18 protein-coding genes are annotated in these 16425 nt (G+C 30.6%); 10 read left to right on the top strand and 8 right to left on the bottom strand.

All coding sequences use genetic code 11. The features are described 5' to 3' along the window. Positions 1-29 precede the first annotated feature (29 nt). Entirely contained in the window at positions 30-638 is a 609-nt protein-coding gene (locus OD91_RS09845) for a superoxide dismutase (RefSeq protein ID WP_144896216.1), read from the top strand. 123 nt (positions 639-761) lie between these two features. On the opposite strand, the gene OD91_RS09840 is transcribed toward OD91_RS09845, so the two are convergent. Both OD91_RS09840 and OD91_RS09835 read right to left on the bottom strand, forming a co-directional pair. Continuing rightward, positions 762-2183 (bottom strand): DUF5689 domain-containing protein, encoded by a 1422-nt coding sequence (locus OD91_RS09840; protein ID WP_144896215.1) that lies wholly within the window; start codon positions 2181-2183, stop codon positions 762-764. 13 nt (positions 2184-2196) lie between these two features. Then, positions 2197-4938 (bottom strand): TonB-dependent receptor, encoded by a 2742-nt coding sequence (locus OD91_RS09835; protein WP_144896214.1) that lies wholly within the window; start codon positions 4936-4938, stop codon positions 2197-2199. An 81-nt stretch (positions 4939-5019) separates the two neighbouring features. On the opposite strand from OD91_RS09835, the gene OD91_RS09830 reads away from it, so the two are divergent. Beyond that, positions 5020-6072: an endonuclease/exonuclease/phosphatase family protein gene (locus OD91_RS09830; RefSeq protein WP_144896213.1), complete on the top strand. Its 1053-nt coding sequence runs from the start codon at positions 5020-5022 to the stop codon at positions 6070-6072. A 1-nt stretch (position 6073) separates the two neighbouring features. Here OD91_RS09830 and recJ read toward each other — a convergent pair whose 3' ends face one another. Together recJ and OD91_RS09820 are read right to left on the bottom strand one after the other, a co-directional pair. After that, positions 6074-7759: a single-stranded-DNA-specific exonuclease RecJ gene (recJ, locus tag OD91_RS09825; RefSeq protein WP_144896212.1), complete on the bottom strand. Its 1686-nt coding sequence runs from the start codon at positions 7757-7759 to the stop codon at positions 6074-6076. A 15-nt stretch (positions 7760-7774) separates the two neighbouring features. Further along, positions 7775-8197, bottom strand: a complete 423-nt coding sequence (locus OD91_RS09820; protein ID WP_144896211.1) for an OsmC family protein — start codon at positions 8195-8197, stop codon at positions 7775-7777. Between the two features lie 78 nt (positions 8198-8275). Here OD91_RS09820 and OD91_RS09815 point away from each other — a divergent pair, with 78 nt between their 5' ends. After that, on the top strand, positions 8276-8866 hold the full coding sequence (locus OD91_RS09815; protein WP_144896210.1) for a carboxymuconolactone decarboxylase family protein: 591 nt from the start codon (positions 8276-8278) through the stop codon (positions 8864-8866). 49 nt (positions 8867-8915) lie between these two features. On the opposite strand, the gene OD91_RS09810 is transcribed toward OD91_RS09815, so the two are convergent. After that, on the bottom strand, positions 8916-9488 hold the full coding sequence (locus OD91_RS09810) for a uracil-DNA glycosylase family protein (RefSeq protein WP_144896209.1): 573 nt from the start codon (positions 9486-9488) through the stop codon (positions 8916-8918). Positions 9489-9491: 3 nt separating this feature from the next. Next, a complete protein-coding gene (locus tag OD91_RS09805) occupies positions 9492-9833 on the bottom strand; it encodes a HopJ type III effector protein (RefSeq protein ID WP_144896208.1) in 342 nt (113 codons plus the stop codon). 97 nt (positions 9834-9930) lie between these two features. Here OD91_RS09805 and OD91_RS09800 point away from each other — a divergent pair, with 97 nt between their 5' ends. Next, entirely contained in the window at positions 9931-10374 is a 444-nt protein-coding gene (locus OD91_RS09800; protein ID WP_144896207.1) for a hypothetical protein, read from the top strand. Next, the gene (locus OD91_RS09795; protein WP_144896206.1) at positions 10374-10568 is read left to right on the top strand and encodes a helix-turn-helix transcriptional regulator; all 195 of its coding nucleotides are present in this window, start codon (positions 10374-10376) and stop codon (positions 10566-10568) included. Before OD91_RS09800 ends, OD91_RS09795 begins: the two co-directional genes overlap by 1 nt. Positions 10569-10574: 6 nt before the next feature. Here the strand turns inward: OD91_RS09795 and rsmI are convergent, their stop codons facing one another. Beyond that, the gene (gene rsmI, locus OD91_RS09790) at positions 10575-11246 is read right to left on the bottom strand and encodes a 16S rRNA (cytidine(1402)-2'-O)-methyltransferase (RefSeq protein WP_144896205.1); all 672 of its coding nucleotides are present in this window, start codon (positions 11244-11246) and stop codon (positions 10575-10577) included. Between the two features lie 80 nt (positions 11247-11326). On the opposite strand from rsmI, the gene OD91_RS09785 reads away from it, so the two are divergent. Beyond that, positions 11327-11848 (top strand): DUF4287 domain-containing protein, encoded by a 522-nt coding sequence (locus tag OD91_RS09785; protein ID WP_144896204.1) that lies wholly within the window; start codon positions 11327-11329, stop codon positions 11846-11848. Between the two features lie 2 nt (positions 11849-11850). Here the strand turns inward: OD91_RS09785 and OD91_RS09780 are convergent, their stop codons facing one another. Continuing rightward, the gene (locus OD91_RS09780; protein WP_144896203.1) at positions 11851-12210 is read right to left on the bottom strand and encodes a cupin domain-containing protein; all 360 of its coding nucleotides are present in this window, start codon (positions 12208-12210) and stop codon (positions 11851-11853) included. A gap of 216 nt (positions 12211-12426) precedes the next feature. Between OD91_RS09780 and aspS the strand changes: the two genes are divergently transcribed. From aspS to OD91_RS09760, 4 genes are all read left to right on the top strand, one after another. Then, positions 12427-14181: an aspartate--tRNA ligase gene (gene aspS, locus OD91_RS09775; protein WP_144896202.1), complete on the top strand. Its 1755-nt coding sequence runs from the start codon at positions 12427-12429 to the stop codon at positions 14179-14181. A gap of 88 nt (positions 14182-14269) precedes the next feature. Continuing rightward, on the top strand, positions 14270-14824 hold the full coding sequence (locus tag OD91_RS09770) for a hypothetical protein (RefSeq protein ID WP_144896201.1): 555 nt from the start codon (positions 14270-14272) through the stop codon (positions 14822-14824). Continuing rightward, positions 14796-15638, top strand: coding sequence for a tetratricopeptide repeat protein (locus tag OD91_RS09765; protein WP_144896200.1), 843 nt, complete (start codon positions 14796-14798; stop codon positions 15636-15638). The genes OD91_RS09770 and OD91_RS09765 overlap by 29 nt, the downstream gene beginning before the upstream one ends. A 4-nt stretch (positions 15639-15642) precedes the next feature. Beyond that, complete coding sequence (locus OD91_RS09760; protein ID WP_144896199.1) at positions 15643-16350, top strand: DUF6503 family protein; 708 nt, start codon at positions 15643-15645, stop codon at positions 16348-16350. The last annotated feature ends 75 nt before the right edge of the window (positions 16351-16425 follow it).

The raw sequence follows: 16425 nt of genomic DNA, 5'->3' as shown, positions 1-16425 counted from the left end.
TGAATTTTAATCACACAAAAATTATAAATATGGCTTTTGAATTACCAGAATTAGGATACGCATATGATGCGTTAGAACCAAATATAGATGCTAGAACTATGGAAATACACCATAGCAAACATCACAACGGATATACTACAAAATTAAATGCAGTTATTGCTGGAACTGATTTAGAAGGAAAATCTATAGAAGATATTCTTGCTAATTTAGATATGAGTAACGGTGCGGTTAGAAATAATGGTGGTGGATTTTTTAATCACTCATTATTCTGGACAGTATTGAACCCAGAAGATAGAGGTTATTTATCTGGAGAATTAAAAGATGCTATTGAAGCTGCTTTTGGTTCTAAAGATGATTTTATTGCTGCTTTTTCTAAAGCTGCAGCTACACAATTTGGTTCTGGATGGGCTTGGTTATGTGTCTTACCAGGAGGTAAAGTAGAAGTTTGTTCAACGCCAAATCAAGACAACCCATTAATGCCAGGTGTTACTTGTGGAGGAACGCCTATTTTAGGTTTAGATGTTTGGGAACACGCGTACTATCTAAACTACCAAAACAGAAGACCAGACTATATTAATGCATTTTTTAATGTTATTAACTGGAACGAAGTTGAAAGACGTTACGCAGAAGCAAAATAAAGGCATCGCCTTTTTCTGTATCTTACTCTTACGTTAAAACGTAAAAAGTGTGTAGCTGAAATTATTATAAACTACAGAAGCCTTGTCAATTAGATAAGGCTTCTTTTTGTTTACCAGAATAGTCTATTTTTTTGCTAAGATTTTAAAATCATCTACAAGATAAGCACCATCTAAGGTTGTATTTGTTCCAGAACCTGTTACTTTAAAAGCAACATTTAAAGTACCTGAATAAGAAGAAATATCAATTAAACCAGAACCTTTAAACGTATACCAAGTATCAGATCTTTTTGCAAGACTCGCAGTAACTGGTTCCCAAGTAGCTGTTAAAACATTGGTGCTATCAAAATCTGTGGAAACAAAAATTTCTAAAGTATTTTCATCTGAATCTATATGATGTTGTGCAGTTTTAAAATGTAGAATTTCATCAGTTTGTGTGTCCATATGTACGTTAGGAGAAATTAGCCAACTAATATTTACTTTATCTCCAGTTCTATATCCGCTATATTCTGCATATCCATTACTACTAAAAACTTGTTCTGTCCATAATTCGTTTCCTTTTTCTGCAAAATTTGTCCAATTAGGGAAATCTAACGTTGTATTATCAACTCCAGTATCAAAGTCTTCTTCGAAAATAATTTTAAAATCGTTAATGTCTATCGGTTCACAAATTGATTCTCCCATTTTTACATCGTCAACAGAATTTAAAGCTAAACGTAAATTTCTGTCGTAATCTTTAGTTATAATTGCTGTAATACTACCTCCTCCTGACGGAATAACCGATGATCCAAAATTAGAAAAAGAACTCGTTTCAAGGGAAAACTCTGAAATATCAAAACCATCACAACTCTTTAATAATCGTTCTGTATCAAAATCTCTAGTGGGATCAAAATACGGTTTACCAACAACACCTTCATCAAAATAGGCATCATTTATAATCACTAAAAGACCCAATAACCCTTCATTAATTTGAGAAATTTTAGTCGGTAACGGAACAATAGTTTCTGTAATTGTAGATCGTAATACGTGATTTTTTATTTGGTTTTCAGAAACCGCTTCTAATTCTGTTCCTCCACTCTCTACAAATCCGCCTATTGTTACATCATTATCACCAACACGTGTTTCACCAATATATAAATCCTTTAAATAAATATACACTTCCCTCCCAACATTAAACTGAGTATAAGAGTTTACTTTGTTTAGAATCACTTTAATTCCCGAAGTAGGATTTTCTGCTTTATCTTGTAAATAAAACTCTCTAAAAAAGTTACCAGTTTCATCGGAAGAAGACACATATCCTTTTACCACAAAATTACCTGTGACTTGTTTTGCTTCTCTGGATGTAAAAAAATCTTGTTTGATTTCTGAAATCGTTCTAAGCGTATAGGTATTGTCATTTTTAATTTTATCTAATAATGATGTTAATTCTATATTTTCTTCATTATTTAATGATTCTGGAACTGTAAAAGTTCCATCTTCCACACAAGAAACAAAAGAAATACTAGTGACAAGTACTAATAAAATGATTCGGTTAATAATTGTTTTCATAGTCGCGTTTTTTTTAAAATCTATAATTAATATTCAAAAAGTAAGTAGTTCCTCTTCCGTACCAATATTTTGGCCCAAATAATCTTTTTGACCTATTTTTTTCTTCTACTAATTGCTGATAATCAGATCTTCTACTTTGTTCAAAACCACCTGTTTTAAATTGTTGATTTAATAGATTACCCACACTTGCAAACAATCCAATATATTTTTGATTGCCAACTTTCCATGATTTCCCTCCAATAATATTTATTGTTAGATAACCATCAAACTGCTCTTGTTCTAATAATTCTTTTGCTATACCGGAATCATAATTATTAAATGGTAAACCATCCACATCTTTGTAAAAAGCTTCGCTTCTAGAAATTGGACTCACATTCAAATAAATATCATCTAAATAATTAGCGGTAGCTCCAAACCACCAATAATTTGGGTCTCGGTATTCAAACCCAAAAGAATATGTTTTTTGTGGCCCCGCAGCAATTTTATAATCTTTTAAAAATGATTTTCCTAAATCATTAATTCCTAATGGATTTACATCTGTAATAAAATCTTCGGAAGTAACATAAATATTTGGATTACTATCATATGTATATTGTCCAATATTTGCTGCACCTTTTAATTTTATTGCTGAAGTTACTTGTGCTTCAATTCCTATTTCTGCTCCAAAATGCAACTTATCTATTCCTGTTGTGACTTCTTGTACAAAAGCTTCTGTAAAAGCTCCTTGTGTAAAAAAGAAACCAATATTTGTAGCGTCCACAATTTTTGTAAAATATCCTGTAGCTTTTGCTTGTATTATTGAACTTCTAAAAATATAACTAGCATCTACAGACATTATTTTTTCACTTTCTAAACCATTGATTACTGCATTATTTTCTCTTGGATTAGAAAATATAGTTCTAATAGTTGGTGCTTTCTTAATATAACCTGCATTTAAATCAACTAAATGACGACCTGTAATTTTATAAGTCGCTCCAGCTTTAAATCCAAAATTCATAAAACCTTGTTTTGGGGATTTTCCTAAAGAATTGGTTGAAAACCTCCCATTTTGAAATAGACCATTTCTAAGATGTGAAGCTTTAGAAACTTCTCCAGCTACATAAAAATCAATTTTATTGTATTTAAATTGTACTTGAGCAAATGCATTAATTAAAGTAGATTCTATACTATAATTATATTTAAAGGTATCGCCAACAGCAGCAAGTTTGTTAGGGTTTAATAAATTATTTTGTCTAGCATCTTCTCCAATATTTGCAAAACGATTAATATCTAAATAACCATCACCTCCTAATAAATCGATAACATTTGCAAAATTATGCGAGCTTAATTTACTGTATTGTAATTTTGCATTTACAGTAATATTATCATTAATCTCTTTATCTAAAATTGTATTGATGGTAAATAATTTATCATCATTTCTATCTTCATATAAAACAAATGCATTACTTCCTCCATTAGAAGTACTGTTGATATTTGCACTATATAATTCATTCCAATTTAATTGACCATCGCTTAAAAAGCGTTTTTCAGACTCGTATGCTTGTTGAATATTATTTCTATCTAACCAATAACTTGGTAAATTTTGATAATACACGGGGTCTGGATTTCTGCCACCATTATAATCTATTCTAGTATTTCCAATTTTTCCAAATTGATAAGAGATATTTGTATTTATAACTGTTTTATCATTTAAAGTCCAATAATGATTTAGCATTAAAATAGGCTCAGAAACTTCCTTTATTCGTGAGTTTCTAATTTTCCCATCTTGTAATCCCCAATAAGAATTATATTTTATTCCTTTTAAATCGAAAACTTCTTGGGTATTTGGCGCAGATTTACCTCTTCTATTAAATGCTGTAATAGAAGTAAAATTTAAACTATGCTTGTCGTTCAACTTTTTTTCTACTGAAGCAAAAAAAGAATTCGCGTTATACATAGTTCCGTCTACAAAACCTTCTTTACCTGCTCTTCTACTAGCAGAAAAAGTATATGCCCAACCATTTCTTGATAAACTTGAAGAATAAGTAGCCATAACTCTATGCACATAACTTCTGTTAGATGAAGCATAAGAAATTCTGGTTCCAGCATTTTGTTCTGAGGCTCTTACAGTTATATTTGTTGACCCTAAAACACCTCCAAAAGTATAGGCCGAAGGTGTAAAACCATTATTGAATTCTTGATTTCTAAAAACATCATTTAATCCACCCCAATTACTCCATTGTGGTCTCCCATTATAGGCTTTATTCATATCAATTCCATTAATCAAGACTTTACCGTTTTCTGAATCTAAACCTCTAATGCTAAAAAAAGAGGAACTCCATTCAAACGCAGCAGTTCTCAAAAAAACATCTTTAGAATACTGCAATAATCCAGTAATATTATCTGCATTAACACTATCGTCATTTAATTCGTCATCTGTAAGTGTAATTGTACTTAAATCAAGTTCTTCTGTACTATTTTTGTACAATAAAATAGTTCCTAAATCTATGGTTTGACCAGTTAATTCAATTGGAAAACTATTTTTATCATATCCTCTAAGAAAAATATTGAGAATATAATTTCCGTTTGGTAAGTTTGAAATGGAAAAAGCTCCATTTTCTGAAGTCTTCTTTTTTATTGTTGATATCTCAATAGAAACCTCTACTAAAGGGTTTTCTGTTTGACTATCAATAACAATACCTTTTACAATATTTTGAGCATAGTGATTAAAATGCACACAAAAACACAAAATAATTGCACAAATAAACTTTTTCATAGCGTTGAATTATTTATGTAGCAATCTTATAATTTCATCACTAAGGTACGTCTTTTACTTTTGATTGTCTATTTTTGATCTATGAAGAAGATTCTTACACTACTATTCTTAATAAGCCTTACACTAACTTCTTGTTCTCAAAGCAAAGAGAAACACTATAAAATTAGAACGGTTGCTTTTTATAATCTAGAAAACTTATTTGATACCATAAATGATGTCTCTAAAAATGATGAAGCAAGCCCTATGATGCAATTGAAAGGCAATAAATCTAAAGTCTATTGGGACAAAATTGATAAGTTAAGTAATGTGATTTCTCAAATTGGAAAGGATAAAACTAAAACTGCTCCCGCTATTATTGGGGTAGCAGAAATAGAAAATAGAACAGTTTTAGAAGATCTAACTAATTCTAAGTATTTGAAAAATTTAGATTATGGAATTATACATTACGATTCTCCCGATAAAAGAGGAATTGACGTAGCGCTGTTGTATCAAAAAAAATATTTCAACCCAATTAATCATAAAGCGTTTAATCCAAATATCTACTCAAATAACAGAAAAGTATATACAAGAGATCAATTGTTGGTTTCTGGATATTTAGATGATGAATTAATTCATGTTATCGTAAATCACTGGCCTTCTAGACGTGGAGGCGAATCAAAAAGTAGACATAAACGTGAAAAAGCAGCCTATCAAAACACCAAAATTATAGCGAAGATTAAAGAGGATGAAGAAAATCCCAAAATTTTAATCATTGGAGATTTTAATGACGACCCAACAAATACAAGTTTAAAAAAGGTTTTAAAAACAAAAAGTAAAAAAAAGAATGTCTTAGAAGGAGATATTTACAACCCCTATGAAGACATGTTACGAAGAGGGCATAATACATTAGGTTACAGAGATCGAATTAATTTATTTGACCAAATTTTAATAACATCACCATTATTAGATAAAGGGGAAAAAGATTTTTCTTCCTATAAAATGTTTAAAGCAATGATTTTTAACAAGCGCTTTTTAATCAATAATAAAGGTCGATTTAAAGGATATCCTTTTAGAAGTTTTTCTTACGGAAATTATACAGGTGGATATTCCGATCATTACCCTGTTTATATGTACTTAATAAAAGAGAAAAAGTAATTTATTTGATGTCTTTTAGAACAAGCTGAATAGATGTAATTCCATTCCACGTATTATCATCTAGATTATAAGCGATATCAAATCTTTCATTTACAACATTCATTTTTTTACCCAAACCAAAACCGATTGCATTGTAGGTTTTTTTATCCGAACCTTGAATTAGGTTTAATTTTAAGTGAGACTTATCTTCTCCTACTTGTTTTCCAAAACCATTATCTCTTACTGAAAAAGTAGAAAAAACAGGCTTCATATTTTGTGGTCCAAAAGGAGCCATTTGTTGAATAATTCTAAAAAACTTAGGTGTTATTTCTGATAAATCAATTTCTGCGTCAACAGCAATTTCTGGAGTTAGTAATTCTTTATCAATCGTTTTTGAAACAACCTCTTCAAATTTATTTTTAAAATTGATATAATTTTCTGGCAATAACGTTAATCCAGCTGCGTATTTGTGTCCGCCAAATTGTTCAATAAATTCAGAACATTGTTCAAGTGCATCATAAACATCAAAACCTTTAACAGATCTTGCAGAAGCTGCTAATTTATCTCCACTTTTTGTAAAAACTAAAGTAGGTCGGTAATACGTTTCTATTAAACGAGACGCTACAATTCCAATAACACCTTTGTGCCAATTTTCATCAAAAACAACAGACGTAAATTTTTCTTTCTCGTTATTTTCTTCAATTTGAATTAATGCTTCTTGGGTTATTTTTTTATCCAAGTCTTTTCTATCTGAATTAAACTTTTCTATGGCTGAAGCAAATTCTTTGGCAGTATCAAAATCCATTTCAGTTAACAATTCCACCGCATAATTTCCATGTTTCATTCTACCCGCAGCATTTATCCGCGGAGCGATTATAAAAACTACATCTGTAATTGTTAATTCAGGTTTTTTAATTTGATGGATGATGGCTTTAAAACCATTTCTAGGATTCTGATTTATAACTTGTAACCCTAAAAAAGCCAGTGTTCTATTTTCACCAACCATGGGTACAATATCTGCTGCAATTGCAGTAGCCACTAAATCTAAATAAGGAATAAAATCTTTAATAGTTTCATTTCGAGAAACACCTAAAGCTTGTATCAATTTAAAACCAACTCCACAACCACACAATTCATCAAATGGATAGGTACAATCGATTTGTTTTGGATTTAAAATTGCAACTGCTTTCGGAATTTCTTTTCCTGGTTTATGATGATCGCAAATAATAAAATCAATCTTTTTTTCTTTAGCGTAAGTAACTTTATCGATGGCTTTAATTCCACAATCTAATGCAATAATTAAAGAAAAATTATTGTCCTCAGCAAAATCAATTCCTTGATAAGAAATACCATAGCCTTCCTCATATCGATCAGGGATATAGGTCGCAATAGTTGATGATATTGTTTTTAAATAAGAAGAAACTAAAGAAACGGCAGTTGTTCCATCAACATCATAATCGCCATACACTAAAATATTTTCTTTATTTGCAATTGCTGCTTCAATACGCTTTACAGCAACTTTCATATCCTTCATTAAAAATGGATCATGAATATCATCTAAAGAAGGTCTAAAGAATTGTTTTGCTTTTTTAAAAGTATCGATGTTACGCTGTACTAAAATACTTGCCAACGTTTTATCAATTGCCAATTCTTTAGCTAAAGAATTAACAATCTCTTGATTTGGTTTTTCTTTTGGTTTCCAACGCATAGCAATTTGTTGAATTTATTTTTCGTGTAAATGAATATTTGTTTTTACCTCAGCAAACTGACGAAACATTTCCATCACACCACAATATTTATCAACTGATAAATCTACGGCATTATTAATTTTCTTTTCATTCAATTTTTTTCCATAAAAATGGTAATCAACAGTTACCCTATGATAATACTTTGGGTGTTCATCTGTTAACTCACCTTCTACTTCCATTTTAAAATCATCAAATTTTACGCGCATCTTATTTAAAACTGATACAACATCAAGTCCAGAGCAACCTGCTAAAGAAGATAACATCATTGCTTTTGGCGCCATTCCAGAGTCTGTGCCTCCAAAATCTTTTGATGCATCCATCATTATAGAATCCCATCTTGGGTTATCAGATTCAAAAACCATATCTCTTTTCCAATGTGTAGTAATTTTATCAGCCATATATTAATTATTTTTTGTTTCTTGTGTAAGCAAATGTAATGAACACACGTCAAACCCTTAATCAAAAAATAAATATTTATGCCATTAGTTACTCCATTATCATCAGAGCATGATTTAGAGACAAAAAAATTAGCAGAATTTTTCAACGAAACACTGGGATTTTGCCCAAATTCTGTTTTAACAATGCAGCGCAGACCCTTAATATCTAAAGCGTTTATCAATTTAAATAAAGCTGTAATGGCAAACGAAGGCAGAGTTACTTCTGCTTTAAAAAGAATGATTGCTTGGGTTTCTAGTAATGCCACCGGCTGTAGATATTGTCAAGCACACGCAATTAGAGCTGCTGAACGTTATGGTGCTGAACAAGAGCAATTAGATAATATCTGGGAATACAAAACTCATGCTGCTTTTTCAGATGGGGAACGTGCCGCTTTAGATTTTTCTTTAGCTGCGTCTATGGTTCCAAACGCAGTTGATGAAACAATAAAAACCGAACTATATAAATATTGGAATGAAGGAGAAATCGTAGAAATGCTAGGTGTAATTTCTCTCTTTGGATATTTAAATAGATGGAATGATTCTATGGGAACTACACTTGAAGACGATGCCATAGAAAGTGGAAATCAATTTTTAGGAAAACATGGTTTTGAAGTTGGAAAACATGTTTAATATTTTTATCATAAGAAGATTCCAAACATTATCAAATTGATGGTATTTTTTATGTCAAAATTTCTGAAACTCTTTTCTGTAATTCAGGAATTACATTCCTTTCGAACCAAGGATTTTTAGTTAACCAAAATCGATTTCTAGGTGATGGATGCGGCAATGTAAAATACCTAGGTAAATAGCTTGGATAATTATCTACCGTTTCTGTTAGTGTTCTTTTTGCCTTGTCTTTTAAATAATAATTCTGAGCATACATTCCTATTAGAATGATTAACTCAACATTTGGCATTAAATCGAATAATTGTTTGTGCCATTGTGGTGCACATTCTTTTCTTGGCGGTTTATCGCCACTTTTTCCTTTACCAGGATAACAAAATCCCATCGGAACAATTGCGAAATTTTCTACATTGTAAAAATCTTCATCAGAAACATTTAGCCATTTTCTAAGTTGTTTTCCACTCGCATCGTCCCAAGGAATGCCAGATTTATGAACTTTTGTTCCTGGAGCTTGACCAATAATTACAATCTTAGAATTTTTATGACCACTCACAACAGGATTTGCACCTAAATCTAAATGAGGTTCGCAAATAGTACATTGTTTTATTTCTGATAATAGTTTCTCCATTTATTATTTCAGTGTTAAAGCTTCACCTTTAAAAGATAAACCTTCAAAACCAGTTTTCATAAAGTTTCTGATATTTTGATGAGAAGTTCCATGCTCATCTTCTAAAACACTTTTATAATGCTCGCCAAAACAATACAATGTTTCTTCTTTTGTTAATTGTTGATCTATTGCAAATGCAAATAATTTACAAGAACCAGAATTTTCTCCTGCTTTATTTGTTATTTCTCCATTTGTAAATTCTGTTGGAGTAAAATTATAATTGTCTTCAATTACTTGCATAGTTTCTGCAAAAAGAATTGATGTTGGACTTGTTTTTAGCTTGGTATTGAACTCTAGAATCGTCATTTAGTTTTATTTGAAGCAAAAATAAACAAATAAAAAAGTATGTTTTTATGTAAAAAATGTAAAGTTTTATTTACATTTGTATAAAAATAATAGAATTATGAAGATAAAAATGTTACCAAATTGGGGGAAAAAAATAGGATTATCACTTTTTTTTATTGGTTTTTTCGTTGTTTTTACTGCAGTAAATAGTAGAAAAAGTTTATGTGAAGGTTATAATTCACACAATACTAATACAACTGAAATTATAGATTTAGAACCTGTTTTTATAGAAAAATGGTTTGGCGAATCTGCTGTACATCTGTTTGAAGTATTAACAATTTTAGGCTTATTAATTTATATGTTATCTAAAGAAAAAATTGAAGACGATTATATAAATAAATTACGTTTAGAATCATATCAACTTACTTCAATTATAGTATTGGTTTTATCATTAGGTATTTATGCTTTATCAGAAAATTTAAAATTAAGTATTGACACTTTTGCTACTTTATTTTTAATGTCCTATCTAATTATTTTTGCACTTAAAAAACGAGTTTACTAATGAAAAATTTAATAAAAGTTGAACGTGCCAGACATAGTTTAACTCAAGGAGTATTAGCAGAAAAATTAGGTGTTTCTCGACAAACTATACATGCCATTGAAAAAAACAAATTTAATCCTTCTGTAACGTTGGCTATTAAAATGGCTCGTTTTTTTAATGTTACTGTAGAATATTTATTTGATATCGAAGAGTAATATATTTTACTTCTTTCCTTCAACAATTACAACAATCTCACCTTTAGGTGGTTTATTTTTATAATATGATAGCACTTCTTTTATATTTCCTCGCTTGGTTTCTTCAAACATTTTTGTTAATTCTCTAGAAACCGAAACTTGCCTCTCTTCTCCAAAATATTCTGCAAAATGCCCTAATGTTTTTACCAATTTATGTGGCGATTCGTAAAAAATCATGGTTCTAGTTTCTTGTGCTAATAATAACAAACGTGTTTGACGTCCTTTTTTAACAGGTAAAAAACCTTCGAAAACAAACTTATCATTAGGTAAGCCAGAATTAACCAACGCTGGCACAAAAGCAGTTGCACCTGGCAAACAATCAACTTCAATAGTATGTTGCACACATGCTCTGGTTAATAAAAATCCTGGGTCTGAAATTGCTGGTGTTCCTGCGTCAGAAATTAACGCACAGGTTTCTCCATTTTTAATTCTTTTCACAACACCTTCAACAGATTTATGCTCATTATGCATATGGTGAGAATGCATTTGCGTTGCGATTTCAAAATGTTTTAGGAGTTTTCCGCTTGTACGTGTGTCTTCAGCTAAAATAAAATCTACTTCTTTTAAAACACGAATAGCCCGTAACGTAATATCTTCTAAATTACCTATTGGTGTTGGTACTAAAAATAGTTTGCTCATAGAACAAATGTAATTATTAATTTAAATTTTCTACTTTAGTACTTCGCAAAATATTTTATTATGAGTGATGCTTACAAACAATGATTAATAACATGCCTGAAAAAACAGGTAAATCATTAGAAGAATGGAAAGAAATTTTAAAAATAAAATCTTTTGCAAAACATGGTGAAACTGTAAAATTCTTAAAACAAGAACACAATGTTACACATGGTTTTGCCAACACCATTGTAACACTTTCTAAAGAAAACAAGGACACTTCAGAAGATTTGATTGTAAATCAATATAAAGGAAAAGAGCAATTATTGCCAATTTATAAAAAACTGCTAGAAGTGGTTTCTGGTTTTGGAAGTGATGTAACAATTACACCTAAAAAAACAAGTGTTAGTATTATTAGAAAAAAGCAATTTACGTTGATAAAACCTGCAACAAAAACAAGAATTGATTTAGGTTTAAAACTAAAAGACAAACCTACAACAGAAAGATTAGGAAATTCTGGACCTTTTGGATCTATGTGTACTCATAGAGTACAACTTACGAATGCAGAGCAAATTGATAATGAATTGGTTAATTGGTTAAAAGAAGCATATTCTAAAGCAAATTAGTTTTAAATTTCTTCATATTTTTCAACAGTTATATCTGCAACAACATCACCTGTGTGTTTGGTAGAAAGTGGTTCAAACAACAAAATATGAACTTCTTCTTTTGCAATGGGTTTATGCTCTACACCTTTGGGTACAATATAAAATTCGCCTTCGTTTATTGTGACCGTTTTATCACGTAATTCTATTTCTAAAGTTCCTTTTTTTACCATAAAAAGTTCGTCTTCATTATCGTGCTTATGAAATACAAACTCGCCTTTAATTTTTGCTAGTAAGATTTGCTGTCCGTTTAATTCGCCTATTTTTTTAGGAGACCAATGATCTGAAAAAAGGTCAAACTTTTCTTGAATATTTATTACACTCATAGCAACAAATTTACGAAACTAAATGTTGCGTTACCGATTGAAGTGACATCCTTTTTAATTGTCGCTTCGAGTAATTCTGCTTTTCGCAGAATTGTATCGAGAACAAAATTAAAAAGATATAACGAAAAGCGGGATATTTCTGTTTAGAAATGAACGCCCAAAAAAAGGTTATTCAATAGAAAATGATTAATTTTGTTGCTTAAATTTTCGATAGAAATGTATAGAAGTCATTCTTGTGGCGAGTTAAGATCGTCTGATATAAATAAAGAAGTAACGTTAGCTGGTTGGGTGCAAAAAAGCCGCGATAAGGGTTTTATGATTTGGGTAGATTTACGTGATCGTTACGGAATTACGCAGTTAATTTTTGACGAAGAACGTACGCCTGCAGCAATGATGGACAAAGCAAAATCTTTAGGTAGAGAATTTGTGGTGCAAGTTACAGGAACTGTAATAGAGCGTGAATCTAAAAATGACAAAATAAAAACTGGAGACATTGAAGTTCTTGTAAACAAATTGGAGATACTTAATGAAGCTAAGCTTCCGCCTTTTACAATTGAAGATGAAACGGATGGTGGTGAAGATATTAGAATGAAATATCGGTATTTAGATATTCGTAGAAATCCTGTGAAAGACAGTTTAGTTTTTCGTCATAAGGTTTCTATGGAAGTTAGAAAATATTTATCTGACAAAGGGTTTATTGATGTTGAAACTCCGTATTTAATAAAATCTACGCCAGAAGGAGCGCGAGATTTTGTAGTTCCTTCTCGTATGAATGCTGGTCAGTTTTATGCATTACCACAGAGTCCACAAACATTTAAACAACTTTTAATGGTTGGTGGAATGGATAAGTATTTTCAGATTGTAAAATGTTTTAGAGACGAAGATTTACGTGCCGACAGACAACCTGAATTTACTCAAATTGACTGTGAAATGGCGTTTGTTGAACAGGAAGATATTTTGGAAGTTTTTGAAGGAATGACGCGTCATTTATTAAAAGAAATTAATGGTGTTGACGTTGATAAATTTCCAAGAATGTTATTTGATGATGCCATGCGTTTGTATGGAAATGACAAACCAGATATTCGTTTTGGAATGGAGTTTGGCGAGCTAAACGAAGTTGCACAGCATAAAGAATTTGGTGTTTTTAACAATGCTGAATTGGTGGTTGGAATTGCAATTCCTGGTGGAAATAAACATACAAGAAAAGAGATTGATAAAATTATTGATTGGGTACGTAGACCTCAAGTTGGCGCTTTAGGAATGGTATATTGTAGATGTAATGATGACGGTACTTTTAAATCTTCGGTTGATAAATTTTACAATCAAGGTGATTTGGCTAAATGGGCGGAAGTTACTGGCGCAAAAGCTGGTGATTTAATCTGTGTTTTATCTGGCGAAACCAATAAAGTAAGAGCGCAATTATCTGCCTTACGTATGGAAATGGCTGAGCGTTTAGGATTACGTAATCCTAAAGAATTTGCACCACTTTGGGTAATCGATTTCCCGTTATTAGAATTAGATGAAGAAACGGGTCATTATCATGCAATGCATCATCCGTTTACGTCTCCAAAACCTGGTCAATTAGAATTATTAGATACCGATCCTGGTGCAGTAAAAGCAAATGCATACGATTTAGTTTTAAATGGTAACGAAATTGGTGGGGGTTCTATTAGAATTCATGATAAACAAATTCAGGCAACGATGTTGCGTCATTTAGGGTTTTCTGAAGAAGAAGCGAAAGCACAATTCGGATTTCTAATGGATGCTTTTGAATATGGTGCTCCGCCACATGGTGGATTGGCTTTTGGTTTGGATAGATTGGTTGCAATTTTAGGTGGTCAAGAAACGATTCGTGATTTTATTGCCTTCCCTAAAAACAATTCTGGGCGTGATGTAATGATTGACGCGCCTGCAACTATTGATAACGATCAATTAAAAGAGTTGAGTATTCAGTTAGATATGGAGGAATAAAACGTCAAACTGAACTTGTTTCAGTTTCACATAATAATATTAAATCCCAATCTAAATTTAGGTTGGGATTTTTTAGTATTTTTATTGAATGAAGAAAAAGAAGATTTTTAAAATTACTGGTATATCTATAGTAAGTCTTTTACTTTTAATATTTCTAGCTTTATCCATAATATACTACACTAAAGTAGGGAAATACTCAGAAGACCTTAAGAAATACCCTAAATATATTGGATTTATAGATGAAAAAACTTCACTTTTAAACGATATGAAGTTATGTGGTGAAAAAAAAATTCTAGGTAAACATCATGGATTACCCAAATATGCTTTTTATAAAAACAAAGGATATTTCAGAAAAAATATTTTATCAAAATATAATTCAAAAAAGTTTTCAGATTCAGGTTATTTAAACTTCCGTTTCTTAATCAATTGTGAAGGAAAAGCAGGTTGGTTTAAAATTACCAAAATGAATTTAGATTTAGAGGAAACAAATCTAAATGATGAAATGGTAAATGAATTATTAGAATTAACATCAAATTCAGAAAACTGGAATGAGTTAAGTTTCGAAAACGAAAAAAAATATAATTACCACATGTATATACTATATAGAATTGAAAATGGAAAAATTGTTGAAATATTGCCTTAGTATAATTATTGCTTTATCTATTAATTCTTGTAAAAAAGAACTAACAATAAAAGAAAAAATCATCAAATCTGATGAAATGATTAACGGAGGACATTATATTTTAGGTCCATATTTGCAAGGATCGCCTAAAATGATGACTTATACTGAAAAAGCAATTGCTTTAAATCCAAAAAATGGAGATGCTTGGAGAGAATTATCAATCCCATATTTAAAAAGAGGAATGCCTCATAAATGGAAGCCTTTATTTGATAAAGCAGTATTATATGACTCTACCTACTGGCAACCTTGGCGTGGATATTTATATCTATGGTTTTATAGAGATTATAAAAAAGCAATTGTAGATTTTGATGCATCGGATATACTAACACCTAACTTTATAGATGCTCCTCAAGGATTAAGTGTAGATTGTTGGCGAGGAATAGCATACTTAGGTTTAAAAGATTATAAAAATTCTATTGATTATTTTGATAAATACATTGACAAAGAAATTAAAGACTTTAGTGAAAATTCTGTTGATGTAACAGCTTTTTTATATAAAGGCATTGCATATTTTGAATCAAAAAACCTTGAAAAAGCTGAAGCTAATTTTAATCGTCTTTTAAAAAATTCTTATGGTTTTAGTGCCGATGGAAAATACTATTTAGCGTTAATTTATAAAGAACAAGGAAAAATTAATGAAGCAAAAACAATGATTGACGATGCTATTAAAGATTTTAATGAAGGATATTATAATAAAAGACCATATGTAGAAACGTTAAGGCAATTATATTTAGATGATTTTGAAGCGTTAAAATTATCATTGACAAAAAAATAATATCATGAAAAAACTAACCACACTTTTATTCCTATTTACAACTGTATTAAGTTTTTCACAAGAACTTACAGGAGAACAACTATTAGACAAAGCAATTAAGTATCACGATCCTAACGGAAATTGGGAAACATTTAAAGGAACTTTATATGTTACGATGGAGATTCCTAAAAAACCAAATCGTGATAGTACAATCAGCATAAATCTACCTGAAGAATTTTTTTATGTAAAAGCAGCTTCTGGAGAAAACACAACTGAATATCAAGTTACAAAAGATGCGTGTAAAATTGTTTTTAATGGTGATGAAAACCCATCTGAAGAACTTAAAACTGAGCATAAATTAAGTTGCAAAAGAGCAAATTTGTATAAAAATTATTACACCTATTTGTATGGCTTACCCATGAAATTAAAAGACCCTGGAACTATTCTTGACTCAAAAATTGAGAAAAGAAAATTTAAAGGAAAAGACTATTTGGTTTTAAAAGCAACCTACACAAAAGAAGTTGGAAAAGATACCTGGTATTTTTACTTCAACCCGAAAACCTATGCAATGGAAGTGTATCAATTTTACAAAAAAGTTAAAGATAGTGGAGAGTATATTTTATTGACAGGTGAAGAAATAATTAATGGTGTAAAAATGCCTAAAACTAGAGCTTGGTATTACAATAAAGATGATGGGTATTTAGGGACTGATATTTTGAAAAAATCTAACTAAATGTCATCGGGATTTTAAGAAGCGATCTATTAAATTATTTCTGAGATAACTTCATTTTATTTGCAATGAAAATAT

It is taken from the genome of Lutibacter sp. Hel_I_33_5 (assembly GCF_007827455.1).
Lineage (GTDB): Bacteria > Bacteroidota > Bacteroidia > Flavobacteriales > Flavobacteriaceae > Polaribacter.
This window is presented reverse-complemented; position numbering and strand designations above follow the sequence as displayed.